Below are 15245 nucleotides of genomic sequence, written 5' to 3'. Positions count from 1 at the left end.
GGCTCCACACCTACAATCACCATCGCGGCCACACCGCACTCGGCGGACACCCACCAGCCAGCCGCGTTCCTAACCTCTCAGGTCAGTACACCTAGGGCCCACATACTCTGCAAAACGTCACTGTGACAACTCGTCTCGCGAGTTCATCCAGCACGCGGCGATGTCACCTGAGGCACTGCGTTGAATGTCTCTATTCCGCACGGTCGTTCGATCAATACGATCACTTTGGGAGCCGAGTCACCCCGCCCGCGGATAACGTTGGGCCACAGGTGAATCAGGCGTTGCGCCTGGCTGTCGGCCACGACCTCGCCTCGCGTTCTCGAATTCCAGCCGAAGGGCATGAGGTACGCCGGAGCTGCTGACGCCGAGAGTTCGGCGATCTCGGCGATCATGTCCAGTGCATCCGCGAGCTCGGACAAGAAGTCGGCAGTGCCGTCGGCGGCCGCCGGGGAGAAACGACCGTCGATGACAATCGAGTTCGCGGCGCTCTCCTCCGCGATTCGCTGGATGAATTCGGCGGCCAGTGCCGCAAGGCCGACATCACCGTGTTCGACGGTGACGGCCACGAACAGGCACTCGCTGAAGGGCGTCGACGTTTCGAGCGCGGCGGAGGGTAGCTCTACCGCCCATGGTGCGGGCCTTGCCAAGGTGTATTCGAACAAGCGACAACGAGAACTGAAAATCCGCATGCTGCAGCTCTTTTCCTGAACCGGCCGGTAGCAGCAAGCCTGCGACAGTACCGGTGATGGAACAATGACAAGATCTCGGCGGTCCGATCACTTTTTGTGATCGAAGACATGTCCGGCCGACGCAGCGGTTGTGAACCGCGGTCGAGTCATTACTGAAAGTGATCGAACCCGCCAGGTTTCGCCGTTGTTCTGGCCTACGAGGATGCTGCAGGCTTGCTGCGAGCACCGTGGGATGAACCGAAGGAACAAACTTTGTCCGCGATCACGCCTTTCCGCATCGACATACCGCAGGCCGACCTGGACGATCTTCACTACCGATTGGCCCACACCAGGTTTGTCGAATGCCTCGCTGCCGAGGAGATCCCGAGCAAGGTCGACGTCGGGGTGCCGACGCGGCCCGGCTGGGAGTACGGGGTTCCGCTGTCGTACGTGGTTCCACTGCTCGAACTCTGGCGTGACGGGTTCGATTGGCGCGCCCAGGAGCAGCGGCTCAACCTGTTTCCCCAGTTCACCACTCAGATCGACGAACAGCGCATACATTTCGTCCACGTCGTCTCGCCCGAACCCGATGCGACCCCGCTGTTGCTGGCCCCCGGTTGGCCGAGTTCGTTCACCGAATTCCTGGGCCTGGTCCCGAAATTTACCGATCCGCGGTCCCACGCCGGTAATCCGGCCTCGGCATTCCACGTGGTGATTCCGTCGTACCCCGGGCATGGGTTCTCCGGGCCGACGCGGGTTCCCGGCTGGCATCCGGTGCGGGCGGCAGCGCTGTACCACAAGCTGATGCTGCGCCTGGGATACGACCGCTACGGCGTGCACGGAAATGACATCGGCGCCCTCGTCGCGCCCGAGATGGGCAGGCTCGCACCGGAACAGGTGATCGGCGTGCATGTCGGTCACATTTTCTCCTTCCCTCGCGGTGACAGGGGAGAGCTCGACGGACTCAACACGTGTGAGCTGATGCAGGTCCAGTACTGGCAGCGGTTCCAGCAGCGGTCCGCACACCACAATCACGTGGCACAACCGCAAACACTGGCCCACGCCCTGTCCGACTCCCCGGCCGGCCAGCTCGCGTGGAGCGGGCAGTTGCTCGCCGATTCGATGCCCGCCGACGAAATCCTCACCAATATCTCGATCCACTGGTTCACGAACACCTCCGTGCCCTCAGGAGGGATCCCGATGGAGAACGACAAGACCGCCCCACCACCCGGACCCACCACCGTGCCGCTCGGTCTCGCGTCCTTCACACCCGGCATGCGGCCGCTGCGCAGATTCGCCGAGCGGGACCACGCGAACATCGTGCAGTGGAACGAGTTCGGCATCGGCGGACGGTGGCCCGCTCACCAAGAACCGGACCTACTGCTATACGACATCAGCGAATTCTTCGCGAGAGTGATCTGAGACCTGCGCGGTCATGCCCCGATATGCATGGCTCGCAGCGCCGAATCGGTAGGGGCACAATGTCGCCATGGAATTGCGGGACATCGAAATCTTCCTGGTTCTGTCCGAGGAACTGCATTTCGGGCCTACGGCACAACGTCTCCACCTGTCCCAGGCGCGAATCAGCCAGTCGATCAAGAGCCGGGAACGCCGAATCGGCGGTCGCCTGGTGGATCGCTCCAACCCGCGCAACGTGCAGATCACCCGGCTCGGTCAGCAATTGCTCACCGAGCTGCGACCGGCATACAGCGGTGTGCCGCAAGCCATCGAGAACGCGCGCTCTGCCGCAGTGGGCATCTCCGGGGTGCTTCGCGTGGCGATGATCGGCTACAACCCCTATGACTATCAGCCGTACTGGGACGCATTCCGCAGACGACATCCCGAGTGGGAGTTGCAGATTCGCAGCACCGAATTCGGCGATCAGTTCGGACCGCTGCAGCGCGGCGAGGCCGACATCCTCATCGCCTGGCTGCCAGTAGAGGAACCCGGCCTGACGGTCGGGCCGATCATTTCCGCGGAGCCGATGGCGGCGGTCCTGCCCGGAACCCATGTGCTCGCCGGCGAGAACCACCTGTCGCTGGAGGACTTCGGCGTTTTCGGCGTCTTCAAACCCAGTGCCCTGCTCCCCGAGTACTGGGAGGACTCGGTCAGCCCCTTCTACACCCCCAAGGGCAAACCCATCGAACGAGTCACCGAGATCTCAACTCTCGAAGACATTCTCACCACCGTCAGCACCAGCACCGCCCTCACCACCGGCATGAGCCACATCGCCCGCTACTACAACCGACCCGGTGTCACGTATCTGCCGATCGCTGATTCCCATCTGGTCCGATGGGCGCTGATCTGTCACAGCGACCGCGACACCGAGCAGATCCGCGCCTTCGCCCGCGTCGTGCGGGAACTGGGCCCTCTCGACCAAAGCTGAAACCGGTACCGCTACCCCGGTCATGCCGACGCCATCGCCAGCGGCCGGCCCCTGCGCCGCGAACCTGCCCGACCGCGGAGGAAAAGCGTGGGGCAACCGGCGGACGGCGGTGGAGACGGGCGGAACCAGGGCGGCGAGCGCGGCGATGACACTGGCACGAGAGCCACGTGGAATCCTCCCAGCATGGGAGAGCGGGCCGATAATGGGTAGCGAATCAACGGTCAGGGCTGCGGACGACGCGAAACCTTCAGTGCCGCATCGATATCGAATATCAGGTCCAAGGAATACGCGGAGATCGGCCTGAATCCCTGGCTGCTCGGTCAGGCGCGAATCTACTTCGGAATATGCACGGAATAGGGGATCGGGAGGCCGAACTAGGGAACCTGTCGGCACCGACCAACACAGGGAACGTCACCAGACACTGCCTGCGGCTCCGCACCGGCAGTGTGAGCGGTCTGCTTGCGGTTACTTGCCGGTCTTGCCGATCGGGGTGCGGCGACGGATCTTGATGCCCAGTTTTTCGGCTTCACGGCGGATCCGCTCGCGCTCTTCAGGCGTGGTCTCTACACGCTCGACACGCATTGTTTCCTGCGTCAAGGCTCCCATTTCACGCCTCCCTCACGAATCCCTGAATACGCCGCTACGCGCCCGGTCCCATTCGACACCACTTGCGATGTACCGTCGCGCGTCGATTAGCAACACTTCCCGCTCGGCCTTGATCGGCGCAAGCTTGCCGAGCCGCAGCGCAGGAGTGCCGGTCGGCACGATCAGATCCAGGATCACCCCGGGCCGGCGGCGCATCGACGGTGGTGGGTATTCCAGCCCGGAAGTCGACATGAATCACCGGTGGACGAACTGCTGCTCGACCAGGTCTTGCGCATCGCCTTCTTCGTCCGGCACGCCGTGCAGCCCGAAGCTCTCGGCCAGGGCTTCGCGAGTCACCCGGACCGGCTCGGGCACAGGGAACTTCGCCAGACCGGATCGGATCAGCGCGATTGCCGGACCACCAGCGGCGTCATCTGGTCCTCGTCACCCCACAGATGAGGACCCGGGATCAACTTCGGGTACTTGTGCCCGAGCTGCGCTGTCACCAGCGTTCCGTAGTCGCCGCCATGGGCACCGAACCTCGGGTAGCCCAGAACCTCGGATAGCCCTGTGCGGCTATCGTTCTCGCCCGCGTCCGTCTGCTGACCGACGCGAGCACCGGCGGCGGCGGTAGCCGTCGAACAGCCCCTGCGGGCAAGGTCCTGGAGATGGTGATGCGCGGCCCCGCCGGCACCGTGGTCGACACCGAGGTCTGGCAGACCGACGAACCTGTACTGGACGCTCTGCTCACCCCGGCCGACAACGTCGTCGTGCTGGAGATCCTGGAAGAGGTCTCCCCCTGGTACGACCGCAGCCTCGGTATCACCGCTGCCGATCCTGCGTGACTACCCCGGCGCGGTGGCGAACATCCCGGAGGATGTTTTCGGGGTGTTCCTGTTCGTAGCGTTGGAGGATCTCGGCGTACTACCAGGCTGTCACGGGCGCGGCGGTTGCCAGCCGGTCACGAGTAGTCGTCAGCGTGTCCGGCAAGCTGCCGCCCCAGCAGCCTGGCCGCGTCGACGATGCCCTCGAGTGGCCGTTCATACTTCCAGAAATCACCATCGTTATAGTCCTCGTCGGGCTCGATGGCCTCGGTCAGCAGAAGCGCATGCCGCACCATGATGTGCTCATCCATCACGACGAGCCCGCCGATCGTGCCCGTGCTGCCAACCCTGGTGAGTACGGCCAGGAGATCGACCTTGTCGGCCCTGGCGAACGGCCTGTCGATCTGGATCCATTCCTCGCCTGCCCGCCTGATCACGACATCCGGGGCGTCCCAGTCCTCTTCGGCGTCCTCGATCTTGATGCTGATCTTGTCGGGGTCAACGTCCACGCCGTAACTGTTCACAGAAATGCGCTCGACCAGAGTGTCCCACTCGGAGTTCTCGTCCACGCGTTTCCCCTCACGATCGCCAGCCTGCCGCTGAGGCAGAGCGTAGCAGGATCCACTGCGGCCGAAGAGAATTCGTCAGGGCAGGTGTCGTAGTCGGCGTCGAGCTTCTCGCTACTGGCGCCGCCGCCCGCGCCGCCCGCACCGGTTTCGCCCGTGGCGGCCGCTGTCCGTGCGCCTGTCGCCCCGACCGAGACCGTCGCCCACCCTGTCGTTTTGGGGTACATCCCAACCCGACACGCCAGCACCGATCAGCACCGAGTCGTGTTCGGTGCCGGTCTGGATCAGGTCGACGGTTCCGTCGCCGTCGATCCCGACCCACGTCGACGAGTATGCGCTGCCCCGGTTGACCGGTGGGTACGCGTGCGGCACCGTCCATCGTCCGTGGGCGGCCGCGAATCATCGGCAATGAGAACGCTGATCGCCGACTCCGAATCGGCGTCATTGCGGGCCTGGGGTGCCGGTTTTCCCGCTGCGACCGATCGGTCGGCCGCGGCCCCGTTCGCGGGTTCACCCCAGTTCGGCCAGCCGGCCCGCGAGGAATCGTCGTTCCACCTCGTTGTCGGTGAGCAACATGGCCTCCTCGTACGCCGTCTGCGCTTCGGTCGGTCGGCCGAGCGCGGCGAGGAAATGTCCGCGGGCTGCGGCCAGATATCCGTAGCCGGCCAGCTGAGGCTCGGTGCTCAGCTCGTCGAGCGCTGCCAATCCCGACTCGGCGCCTGCGGCCAGGCCGAGGGCCACGGCGCGATTCAATGCCACCACCGGTGAGGGCCACAGTTGGGCGAGAACTCCGTAGAGTCCGACGATTTCGTGCCAGTCCGTGTCGTCGTAGGTGAGTGCCTCCGCGTGTACGGCCGCGATTGCTGCTTCCAAGGCGTATCGGCCGGGTCTGCGCCGCAATGACTCTCGGACCAATGCCATGCCCTCGTCGATGTCGCCGCGGTCCCACAGGTTTCGGTTCTGTTCCGACAGTCGCAGCAGATTGCCGTCGGTGTCGGTGCGGGCCGGACGCCTCGCTTCGGTCAGCAGAATCAGTGCCAGCAGCCCGGACACATCCGAATTCTCGGGCAGCAGGGTGCGGAGCATGCGGGCCAGATCCGTTGCGCGCGTGGCGAGATCGCGTCGGCTCAGCTCGGCGTGGTGGGGCGCGGTGTGGCCCGTCGTGTACAGCAGGTGCACCACCGTCAAGATCGCGTCGATCCGTTCGGGCAGCTCTGCCGGAGCGGGGACCCGATAGGGGATCCGCGCGGCGGCAATCTTCTTCTTGGCGCGGGTGATTCGCGCCGCCATGGTGGACTCCGACACCAGGAATGCTCGCGCAACCTCGGTGGTCGTCAACCCGCACACCAGCCGCAGCGTCAGCGCCACCTGAGCCTCGAGCGACAGTGCCGGGTGGCAGCAGGTGCTGACCAATCGCAATCGATCATCGGGGATATCCCGCTCGGCGACCACGGTGTCCGCGACGTCGTCGTCGAAATCGTCCGAAACAAGCAGCGGCAGAGATCGTTTCGCCGTCGCCTGCCTGCGTAGCAGGTCCAGCGCGCGGTTGCGCGCCACCGTGGTCAGCCAGGCCGCCGGCTTGGCGGGCACGGCGCTTTCCCAGCGAGTCAGGGCCTGGGCGTAGGCGTCCTGGACGCATTCCTCGGCGGCGTCGAGGTCGCGGGTGACGCGCACCGTCGCGGCGAGCACGAAGGCCCACTCGCGCCGGTGCGCATCGGCGACCGCCGCCGCTACCGCGGCACTGGGCATCGCTACGGCTCGAATACGTGAATCGGCCGGACCTCGACGCCGCCCGCGGACATCGGGATCTGCTTGGCCCGGCTGATCGCCTCGTCCAAATCGGACGCCTCGATCAGGTAGTACCCGCCGATCTGCTCCTTGGTCTCGGCGAAGGGCCCATCGGTCACCACGAACCCGCCTGCCCCGTCGGGCCGTATGCTGGTCGCCGCATCGCTGTACTCCACAGCGTTTCCGCCGCGCAGCGCCGCCTGGTTCGTGGCCATGAAGTCCGCATGCCCCTGCGTCACCGACCGGCTGGACAAGGTGTCCCCGGCCAACCGCTCGTCCTGGTAGATCAGGACCAGATACTCCGCCATGATGCCGTCCTCTCGCTGTCCGGTCCGCCTCTCGGACCATTCAACTCTTCGACGCGCAGACCACCGCGGAATCGACAGGTCCGGAATCGATCTCCTAGGTCGTCAGGCCCATGCCCTGCGCCAGCATCGGCCACGAGTCGTGCAGTGAGCCCTTTCAGCCTCGGGTGGCGGCTTGAAGCTCGCGGGCTTGCAGGAGGTCGACTGCCTTGACCAGTTGCCCGGCCCAGTACGGGCAGCAGCGTAGCTTTCGCAGCACCTTCCAGGTCTCGAGCTGGGCGTTGGCGCGTTCGCCGGGGCTGCGTAGCCTTGTCTGGGCGCGGTTGGCCTGCTTCTGCGATTCGGGCTTGTCGCGTCCCTTGTACGGGGTGAGCCGGCCCTCGACGCCGTGGTATCCCCTTGTCCGCCAGCACGATCAGCCCGCAGTGCGCGAGCTCGCGCACGATCTGCCAAATCCAGGCGGCCTTGCTGTCGTGCACACTGCTGGGCAACGCAAACAAGAGCCCGCCGCCGCGGTCGTTTGATGTCACTCCTGGCATGACACAACAACCGCGTGATGGTTCCATAAGGCGAAAAGGCGCTTCGATCTTCGATGACCGACCCTTCGAGTGAAGGGTTGCGGCAGATCGACAAGCGCCTTTTCGCATATCGCTGCGGTCGCTCGAGATATACCTGAGCTCCGTCGTCTTGGATCGTGAGACCCGATGCAAGCCAAACGTTCACGCCCGCCCTCCTTCCTTCGCCACGGCCAATCCAGCGCCGCCCTGCCAGCTCCCGTTCACGTTCGGAAAACGATCGTCGGCCGAACCTGGTCGCTCTGGGTGAGCTATCAGGCGTTCCCGCTGGAAGAAGCGTTCGAAAGCCCGTTCATCAAACCGAGGATCGCAAACAGGCACTTCAGCCTGCGTACTGGCCAGGGATGCAAGAGCCCTCGAAGATCCACGGTGCCTCGGTCCTACCGTTTTCGGGCAGTGTGACTGTTCCGGAGTCGATGTCGAACAGGAAGCCGGGCGGGCATGGATTGCGCAGGTACAGGTAGGTATGTGCGACCACGGCCCAGTAGATATTCGCGAACTGTGAATGGGGGTAATCCCCGTCGGGCAGGCCCGCCGGATCGGGCGCGTATCGAAGGATGTCGTCGGTCGTCCCCTGGAATACCGGCAGGTCGACCGGCGGTGGTGGTGGGGGCGTCGGTCCGGCCGGCTGGGCGTACCGCGCGGAGATGATGTCGTCGAGGCGGTAGGTCCGTTCCTCGGTGACCACCTGGCTCTCAGATTGGTCATTGACCAACCGTCGGTAGACCTGCGTCTGATAGGTAACGGTCAACACCAGAACCCTGGCACCAAAATCAACACGGGCGAATTGGCCGCCGTATGTCCACGTAGGCGTGCTGATGGAAGGCACCCTGATGGTGACTTCCACATGCTGGCCGGGACTGAGGTTGGCGAGGGCCTGCTCTTGGGTCGCGTCCATGATTCATGGAAGCATCCGTCACCCGGAATATTCACTCCAACACGCGAATTCATCGAATCCCGCCGAGCAAGACTGTCGAAAATCGATCGATTTACGACACTTCACCTGCCGGAGGTGAAGACCCTGGTCGACTTGATCGAGCGTGTGTCGGAAAAACGGGGTTCCGGTAGTAACCGCCGAAAATCCAACGAAGTTCGGAATGTGCCCTGGTAGAAGGTGATTCGCCGGTTCCGGATGCGGAGCAAGGTGGTTGGTGCTCGGCTTGGCTGCCGATGAGGTCGGTCGGTGTACCGGAGGGCACCTCGACAAGACGACTCCGTAGCCGCAGCGCGCCGGGCCTGACCAGGTACTACGAGAACTTCGTTGGATTTTCGGCGATTACTACCGGAACCCCAAACAACATCGGTCGCCGCGCGGTGTCACGTCGAGCACGACGTGCCTCTTGTTAAGCGGGGTGTCGGAAATAGTGCTAGTTTCAGTAGCACCATGCTTTGGCACATCGACCCGACCTCCCGGGTGTCGCTGCAAGACCAGATCGCGGCGTGCGTCCGGCGGGCGGTCACCACCGGGGAGCTGGCGGTCAACGAACAACTGCCGCCCGCAACGGAGTTGGCGGAGGCGCTGTCCGTCGACCGCAATACCGCCCTGGCCGCGTATCGGCAGCTCCGGACAGAAGGGGTGGTGGACTTCCGGCGCGGGCGCGGCGTCCGGGTCACCACGACCGCGCCCGCCTCGGCTTCGGTAGAGCAGGCCGCCCGGCAATTGGTCGAGTCCGCACGTGTCAACGGTTACAGCAAGGCCGAGGTGCTCGGTTTGATCGAGGAGTTGATGTAATGCCCGCCGCGACGGTCTACACCTGCCGCGTCACCAGCTGGAGCATGTTCTGGCTCACCGTGTTCTTCTTCCTCATTCCCGTGAGCAGCGGCATTTGGATGGGAACTGGACCGCAGTGGCAGTCCGTTTTCCTCGCTGTCGTCCTACTGCTCAATCTCGTACTGGCCGTGGTCGCGATAAGCCAGCGCGTTACTGCGGGCCCCGCCGGCTTGACGGTGAGTCTTGGCCCCTTCGGCCTGCCGCGCGTCAGGGTTGCCCGCGCGAGCATCGCCCACGCCGAGATGATCTATCTGACAGCCACATTCTGGACCGGGGCGGGTGTGTTCTGGAGGCCAAAACGCGGATGGTTCCTCACACCGAAGCTCGGTCCCGTGCTGCGTTTGCGCTTGACCAGTGGCCGCACTATCACCGTCTCAGTGGCGGAACCCGCTGCCGCGATGTGGGCGATGGGTATTGCGGTCCCCGGATAGTCCACGGATCCATATCGATGACTACACCGAATGCACGCGAGGCGTGCAGCGTCGTGGATCGGAAACGTTGGCGAGACACCCTCAGTGCCAAGGTGTTTCCGCAGGCCGAACCTGTAACTCTTGCCGTGTATGTGCGGCAACGTCAACCCTTCGGGGGTTAGCCGGACACCGCCACTGACCGTGACCAACGCCCATATCCGTTGGTTCTTCGGCGATTACTACCGGGACCCCCAGTCATCGGCACTCGGCCTGTGGGCTCTGCGAGCCGGTGCCGGCCACCGGCCGAGGGCGCCACCGCGGCGGGGCGCACGACTGTGGGCGTGTCCAGCAGAGCGTGCAGGCGGGCGATGAAGACGTCGATGCTGCCGTAGCGCGCGAGGACCTGCGCGAGCAGTTCGTGCGCGGTCGATCCCATCAGATCGGTCATTTCACCTCGTTAAGGTTCACCGACCGGTCGGGCCCGGTTCTGTCCCGCATTCTGCACGACAATCTCGATCACGTAGCTAATTCCGAGATATTTGCGACCTTGCGTGCCTGGGCACTCTCGATTCGTGCCAGCAGCGCAGTATTCGGGCCGCTCCAGCACAGGATCTCGATACGGTGCGGTGCGGGTGAGCCGATCGTGGAGCGTGGCGGGAATCAGGGTGCGGTTATCGCGCCGCACTCTCACGTCGGATCACCCCGGCCGGGGTCAATAGTGGACGACTCCGGAACCGGTGCCCCGCTCCGCCCACTCCGAGCGGCGCATCCGTGCTCGACGGCCGGGTGGATCGCCCGCAGATCCCTCGATCCACCCGGCCTGAGCAGCAATCGGGCCGTCACGGTGGAAATGGTCGGGTGTTATGAGCAGCTATGGATGCGCGCCTCGCGGCGAGGGCGCCCGGCTCTGGTGGCGGTGAAGGCATGTACCGCCTCGCCGACCTGCACGTGTTGTGTGCTCAGATCCACCGGTGGCAGTCCATGGCCGCCATCGGTGACGAGTTGCACGACCGCTACCCACAACTGTTGCCGCTGCTGACCGCCCTCGACGGTGCCGCCGACCTCATCCAAGCCGACATCCGGATCCGCCGCCAACTCCTCAACCCCGACATCTACCGTCGCACCGCCGATTTCACCACCATCCCCGATCGGATCCGCCGGCGCTGGCACGCCACCACCGACGACCTGCTCCCGCCCGCGTACCTGCGCTATCAGTGCGCCGCGATCGCCGCGGCCCACACCGGTCACACGGGTCGCACTCGGGGCTGCTGCAGGGGTAGGTGACAACCGAGATGGCTTGCCGAAAGGCCGGCCTGAGAGGATGTCGCAGTGCTCAAGCCGTATCCGAAAGAGTTCCGCGACGACGTCGTCCGGGTCGCCCGCAACCGCGACGACGGGGTGACACTGGAGCAGATCGCGGCCGATTTCGGGGTGCATCCGATGACGCTGTCGAAATGGATGCGCCAAGCCGATGTCGAGGACGGGACCAAGCCGGGAACCACGCGCAGCGAGTCGGCCGAGTTGCGTGATGCCCGCCGCCGGATCCGGTTGCTCGAGCAGGAGAACGAGGTCCTGCGCCGCGCGGCCGCGTATTTGTCGCAGGCGCAGATACCGGGAAAAGGCTCTACCCGCTCGCGAAAGAGCTTGCCGCCGAAGGGATTCCCGTGGCGGTGACGTGCCGGGTGTTGCAGCTCGCTCGCCAGCCCTATTACCGGTGGCTGGCCGATCCGGTAACCGCCGGCGAACTCACCGAGGCGTATCGGGCCAACGCGTTGTTCGACGCGCATCGCGACGACCCCGAATTCGGTTACCGGTTTCTGGCCGATGAGGCCCGCGAGGCCGGTGAATCGATGGCCGAGCGGACTGCGTGGCGGATCTGCTCGACCAATCGGTGGTGGAGCGCCTTCGGCAAGCCCCGGCGCGGCAAGAACGGCAAACCCGGGCCGCCGGTTCATGACGATCTGGTGCGGCGAAACTTTAGCAGTGACGCACCAAATCAGTTGTGGCTCAGCGATATTACCGAACACCACACGACTGAAGGCAAGCTGTATTTGTGCGCGGTGAAGGACGTGTTCTCCAACCGGATCATCGGTTACTCGATCGATTCGCGCATGAAGTCCCGACTGGCGGTAACCGCGGTGAACAATGCAGTTGCCCGGCGCGGTGAGGTGGCCGGTTGTGTTCTACATACCGACCGCGGATCTCGGTTTCGCTCAAGACGTTTCGTTCACGCGCTCAACCGTCATCGCATGGTCGGATCCATGGGCCGTGTCGGCGCGGCCGGCGACAACGCGGCCATGGAAAGCTTCTTCAGCCTGCTGCAACGCAACGTGCTGGACCGGCAGCGCTGGGACACCCGCGAGCAGTTGCGGATCGCGATCGTCACCTGGATCGAACGCACCTACCACCGTCGACGCCGACAAGCTCGGCTCGGCCGGTTGACCCCGATCGAATTCGAAACCATCATGTCCCCAGCAGCCCGACAGGCTGCTTAACCACTGTCACCCGATCCTGCAGCAGCCCCGACCATCCTCAAATGCCGCATAGTGCGCGGCGGCGTGCCCAACATGGGACTACGGCACACCCTCTGCTCCAATACGCTTCGGCCGTGCCCAAGATCAGATTCACCAACCCGCACTCGGACAAGCCATTCTTGATTTGCGTCGAGCCATGGGCAGAGGAGTACTGGCTGCGCCCGGGGGATGCGTTCACCGTCGAGTTCGATGAAAGCGATCGCGCAGAACAGATGATCGGTGACGCAGACTTCGACGTGTCCTGGTACGACTTCGGAATCTTCGTGTGGACAGCATCAGGCAACGACGTCGCAGTGCGCGACCAGTCAGGTACCAAGCTCGAACACGGCCACCAGCGGCCCAGCGAGGACTGAACTCCCGCAACACGCCGTTCGGTATGCACGCTCATGGCGCATACCGCGCTCACCGAACCGGCCAACGCAGTGCGGCGGAAGATCAACCGGCGGTAGCCCTCCGAGCCGGCCGAACGCACGATCATGCCGATGTGCGGATAACCGCTGGTACCGGAGACGGAGCGCCGGTTGACTCAGTACTGTGATCCCGATCGATACCCGACCATTGTTCCCACTCGAGCGGCGGGCGATGCTCGAGCTGCTGCAATCGCTCGAACCTGCCGACTGGGCGAAGCCGACCGTATGTCCCGGGTGGGATGTCCACGACGTCACGGCGCACATCGTGAACGACTACCTGCGGCGAATCTCAGGTAGCCGCGATGCATACGGTGGCGCTGTGTTCGGAGAGGGTGAAACCTTGCCTGTCTACCTGGCACGCGTCAATGAAGATTTCGTTCGCGCGTTGCGGCAGTGCAGCCCGCAAGTGCTGATGGATCTCCTGTGCCATCTCGGCCCACAGTTGGACCTTGTCTGGGCGGCAACCGATCTCGCCGGCCCGGCCCACCTGGACGTCTCATGGGCGGGACCAGGCCCCAGCCCGGCCTGGCTCGACATCGCTCGTGAATACACCGAATTCTGGGTCCACCAGCAGCAGATTCGCGACGCGGTATCGCACCCGGGCGGCAACGACGTGTCGATGACCAGTGCTGTACTCGTCACATTCCTACACGCCCTGCCCTTCGCCTTGCGTAAGCGAATTCGCCCATCCGGGACCGCATTACGTTTCGAGATCACCGGTCCGGCAGGAGATCTCTGGATGGTCGTATCCGACGGTGAGGGGTGGGACCTCGTCTCCATCCACGTACCGGAGCCCGCCGCGACAGTGCGAATGGACCAGGACACGTTCTGGCGGTTGGCCAGCCGGGGGATCACCGTAGAGACCGCTCGACGACGTGCCCAGCTCGATGGCGACTCGGAGCTGACCGACGCAGCGACGACGCTGGTGGCCATCGTCGCCTGAATCAGGTACCGGCGAGTGCCCGAGAACATCCGCTACTGCCGCATAGTGCGCTGACCGAACCGGCCAGCGCGGGCGCTCCGAAGATCAACGGGCCGAGATCATCTCGCCCGACTGGGCCCGCCAACTGTGCACGGTAATGCCGAGTTGAGTGCGTTCAGGTACCGCCACATACCTGGGCGGCCTGAGACCAGAGCCGTCGAGCCCGGTGATTCGATTCGTTTCGATTCCCGGCCCAGATCCGGATGTCACAGCAAACTGTCCGCGTACGCTTATGCGCTGGATCGATGACGAACGAAGGCGTTGCTGTTCGGCGGTAACCAACCGGCAAAGGAGACGGGTATGGACCAGCAGCAGTTCATTGCCACCAGGCGGGAGTTCGACGAGATCGATACAGACCAGGACGGTTTCATCACCTTCGATGACGCGCTCGCGTGGGGTATGGCCCAGGACCCGGAAGTGCGGGAGGTCGTTGGGCGCCGCATCAAGGAAGACCGCATCTGGGCGGAGGGGCAAGTCTCCTTCGAGGAGTTCCTGCGCTACAAGGAGCTGACCAACCACTCATAGGTATGGCGAGCAGGGACATCGTGGTGACGGTGGGCGAGGACGACTGGCTCACGTTGAACGACGCCGCCGAGTGCGCGGGGATGAGCGTGGCGGCCTACGTCTGCTGGGCAGTCCGGCTGATGGCGATGCAGGCCCGCCCGGCGGCACGAAACAGGACAGCTGTGCCGCTGACCCGAGGACGCGACGGCGTGCGTCCGGGCTCGGCGAGGAATCGGTGACGGGCTGCGTGGACGCAAACCTTCGCCCAGCGCTTGTCGTCTCGCAGGGACCGGCATCCCCCCGGCACCGAGCTGTGGCTGTAGCGGTGGGGGATGTGTGTCGCGGCGTGCCGGGGGGCCGCTGCACAGTCGCGCACCTACGATGATCGGTGGTCATCCGGCAATGGCCACGGCCATGGTCGGATACCTGCTGTTTGAGATGTGCACACCCCGCCCGGTTCTGCCTTTCCGTCCGCAGGCCGGGCGGGGCCACATCCCGGCGGCGCGACACCGCGGATTCAGGTGCGTTCATAGGCCCGGTTGCCCGGTGGGTGGTCTTCCCCCGATGTGAGCAAAGGTTCCGATTGATGACCGATTCCGATCGGCGAGGTGTGACCGGCGTTACTCTTATCGCAGGTCAGCGAAACAACCACCTCCCGGGTTCGCTGACCTGCCATGTGCGGCTCCCAATGGCCGCGATCCGCACCATGATCCAGTGCCGCCAGGGGCTCCCCTGACGGCACTGTCGCGTCACCGGCCTCGATGATCTCGTCACGCTTCATGGCGATTCGACGGTACTGGTGATCTCGATCTATCTCTGCTACTGGTGATCTCCACTCACCGTACGTGGCCGTGACGGCGGTGAACTGCGGCAACCGAATGTCCTCTTCTGACTACAACTACGTCGGATACGTCCTGCGGCCGAATCCTGTTTCTCT

At 64.4% G+C, this 15245-nt stretch carries 20 protein-coding genes and 2 pseudogenes; 11 read left to right on the top strand and 11 right to left on the bottom strand.

The window, feature by feature from the left end; genetic code table 11:
• Window positions 1–143: 143 nt before the first annotated feature.
• Complete coding sequence (locus ACFXHE_RS42830; protein WP_379391305.1) at window positions 144–689, bottom strand: hypothetical protein; 546 nt, start codon at window positions 687–689, stop codon at window positions 144–146.
• A 252-nt stretch (window positions 690–941) separates the two neighbouring features.
• Here ACFXHE_RS42830 and ACFXHE_RS42825 point away from each other — a divergent pair, with 252 nt between their 5' ends.
• Together ACFXHE_RS42825 and ACFXHE_RS42820 are read left to right on the top strand one after the other, a co-directional pair.
• Window positions 942–2090 (top strand): epoxide hydrolase family protein, encoded by a 1149-nt coding sequence (locus ACFXHE_RS42825; RefSeq protein ID WP_379391303.1) that lies wholly within the window; start codon window positions 942–944, stop codon window positions 2088–2090.
• Window positions 2091–2157: 67 nt separating this feature from the next.
• A complete protein-coding gene (locus tag ACFXHE_RS42820) occupies window positions 2158–3054 on the top strand; it encodes a LysR family transcriptional regulator (protein ID WP_379391301.1) in 897 nt (298 codons plus the stop codon).
• 465 nt (window positions 3055–3519) lie between these two features.
• Here ACFXHE_RS42820 and ACFXHE_RS42815 read toward each other — a convergent pair whose 3' ends face one another.
• On the bottom strand, window positions 3520–3660 hold the full coding sequence (locus ACFXHE_RS42815) for a hypothetical protein (RefSeq protein ID WP_379391299.1): 141 nt from the start codon (window positions 3658–3660) through the stop codon (window positions 3520–3522).
• A 12-nt stretch (window positions 3661–3672) separates the two neighbouring features.
• Complete coding sequence (locus tag ACFXHE_RS42810) at window positions 3673–3891, bottom strand: hypothetical protein (protein WP_379391297.1); 219 nt, start codon at window positions 3889–3891, stop codon at window positions 3673–3675.
• A 416-nt stretch (window positions 3892–4307) separates the two neighbouring features.
• Between ACFXHE_RS42810 and ACFXHE_RS42805 the strand changes: the two genes are divergently transcribed.
• Window positions 4308–4484 carry a hypothetical protein gene (locus ACFXHE_RS42805; RefSeq protein WP_379391295.1) on the top strand — a complete coding sequence of 59 codons (177 nt, stop codon included), beginning with the start codon at window positions 4308–4310 and terminating at the stop codon, window positions 4482–4484.
• 116 nt (window positions 4485–4600) lie between these two features.
• On the opposite strand, the gene ACFXHE_RS42800 is transcribed toward ACFXHE_RS42805, so the two are convergent.
• The 6 genes and pseudogenes from ACFXHE_RS42800 to ACFXHE_RS42775 all read right to left on the bottom strand — a co-directional run bounded on the left by ACFXHE_RS42800 (window position 4601) and on the right by ACFXHE_RS42775 (window position 8595).
• Complete coding sequence (locus ACFXHE_RS42800) at window positions 4601–5032, bottom strand: hypothetical protein (RefSeq protein WP_379391293.1); 432 nt, start codon at window positions 5030–5032, stop codon at window positions 4601–4603.
• Window positions 5033–5143: 111 nt separating this feature from the next.
• A pseudogene (locus ACFXHE_RS42795) lies at window positions 5144–5416 on the bottom strand (G1 family glutamic endopeptidase); the annotation flags it as partial.
• A gap of 123 nt (window positions 5417–5539) precedes the next feature.
• Window positions 5540–6778: an RNA polymerase sigma factor gene (locus tag ACFXHE_RS42790; protein WP_379391291.1), complete on the bottom strand. Its 1239-nt coding sequence runs from the start codon at window positions 6776–6778 to the stop codon at window positions 5540–5542.
• Window positions 6779–6780: 2 nt separating this feature from the next.
• Entirely contained in the window at window positions 6781–7125 is a 345-nt protein-coding gene (locus tag ACFXHE_RS42785) for a YciI family protein (RefSeq protein WP_379339831.1), read from the bottom strand.
• A gap of 154 nt (window positions 7126–7279) precedes the next feature.
• Window positions 7280–7613, bottom strand: a pseudogene (locus tag ACFXHE_RS42780) (transposase family protein); the annotation flags it as partial.
• A 406-nt stretch (window positions 7614–8019) separates the two neighbouring features.
• The gene (locus tag ACFXHE_RS42775) at window positions 8020–8595 is read right to left on the bottom strand and encodes a hypothetical protein (protein WP_379391289.1); all 576 of its coding nucleotides are present in this window, start codon (window positions 8593–8595) and stop codon (window positions 8020–8022) included.
• 486 nt (window positions 8596–9081) lie between these two features.
• Between ACFXHE_RS42775 and ACFXHE_RS42770 the strand changes: the two genes are divergently transcribed.
• On the top strand, window positions 9082–9429 hold the full coding sequence (locus ACFXHE_RS42770) for a GntR family transcriptional regulator (RefSeq protein ID WP_379391287.1): 348 nt from the start codon (window positions 9082–9084) through the stop codon (window positions 9427–9429).
• Window positions 9429–9899, top strand: a complete 471-nt coding sequence (locus ACFXHE_RS42765; protein ID WP_379391285.1) for a hypothetical protein — start codon at window positions 9429–9431, stop codon at window positions 9897–9899. The genes ACFXHE_RS42770 and ACFXHE_RS42765 overlap by 1 nt, the downstream gene beginning before the upstream one ends.
• 157 nt (window positions 9900–10056) lie before the next feature.
• Here ACFXHE_RS42765 and ACFXHE_RS42760 read toward each other — a convergent pair whose 3' ends face one another.
• Window positions 10057–10326 carry a hypothetical protein gene (locus ACFXHE_RS42760; protein WP_379391283.1) on the bottom strand — a complete coding sequence of 90 codons (270 nt, stop codon included), beginning with the start codon at window positions 10324–10326 and terminating at the stop codon, window positions 10057–10059.
• A gap of 476 nt (window positions 10327–10802) precedes the next feature.
• Here ACFXHE_RS42760 and ACFXHE_RS42755 point away from each other — a divergent pair, with 476 nt between their 5' ends.
• The 6 genes from ACFXHE_RS42755 to ACFXHE_RS42730 all read left to right on the top strand — a co-directional run bounded on the left by ACFXHE_RS42755 (window position 10803) and on the right by ACFXHE_RS42730 (window position 14547).
• Entirely contained in the window at window positions 10803–11162 is a 360-nt protein-coding gene (locus tag ACFXHE_RS42755) for a hypothetical protein (RefSeq protein WP_379391281.1), read from the top strand.
• Window positions 11163–11207: 45 nt separating this feature from the next.
• Window positions 11208–12373 (top strand): IS3 family transposase gene (locus tag ACFXHE_RS42750; protein WP_379391279.1). Its coding sequence is split into 2 segments (ribosomal slippage): window positions 11208–11492 and window positions 11495–12373, totalling 1164 coding nucleotides; the frame shifts between segments, so codons are not numbered across the junction.
• Window positions 12374–12486: 113 nt separating this feature from the next.
• Window positions 12487–12765, top strand: coding sequence for a hypothetical protein (locus ACFXHE_RS42745; RefSeq protein WP_379391277.1), 279 nt, complete (start codon window positions 12487–12489; stop codon window positions 12763–12765).
• Between the two features lie 181 nt (window positions 12766–12946).
• On the top strand, window positions 12947–13765 hold the full coding sequence (locus ACFXHE_RS42740; protein WP_379391275.1) for a maleylpyruvate isomerase family mycothiol-dependent enzyme: 819 nt from the start codon (window positions 12947–12949) through the stop codon (window positions 13763–13765).
• A gap of 339 nt (window positions 13766–14104) precedes the next feature.
• Window positions 14105–14329: a hypothetical protein gene (locus ACFXHE_RS42735; protein ID WP_379391273.1), complete on the top strand. Its 225-nt coding sequence runs from the start codon at window positions 14105–14107 to the stop codon at window positions 14327–14329.
• Between the two features lie 2 nt (window positions 14330–14331).
• Entirely contained in the window at window positions 14332–14547 is a 216-nt protein-coding gene (locus tag ACFXHE_RS42730; protein WP_379391272.1) for a hypothetical protein, read from the top strand.
• Between the two features lie 278 nt (window positions 14548–14825).
• Here ACFXHE_RS42730 and ACFXHE_RS42725 read toward each other — a convergent pair whose 3' ends face one another.
• Window positions 14826–15089, bottom strand: a complete 264-nt coding sequence (locus tag ACFXHE_RS42725; protein ID WP_379391270.1) for a hypothetical protein — start codon at window positions 15087–15089, stop codon at window positions 14826–14828.
• Between the last annotated feature and the right edge of the window lie 156 nt (window positions 15090–15245).

Origin of the sequence: Nocardia sp. NPDC059229, from assembly GCF_042754165.1 — a bacterium.
In the GTDB taxonomy this organism is placed as follows: domain Bacteria; phylum Actinomycetota; class Actinomycetes; order Mycobacteriales; family Mycobacteriaceae; genus Nocardia.
The sequence above is the reverse complement of the archived record's forward strand: the minus strand, read 5'-3'. Positions and strand labels throughout refer to the sequence as shown.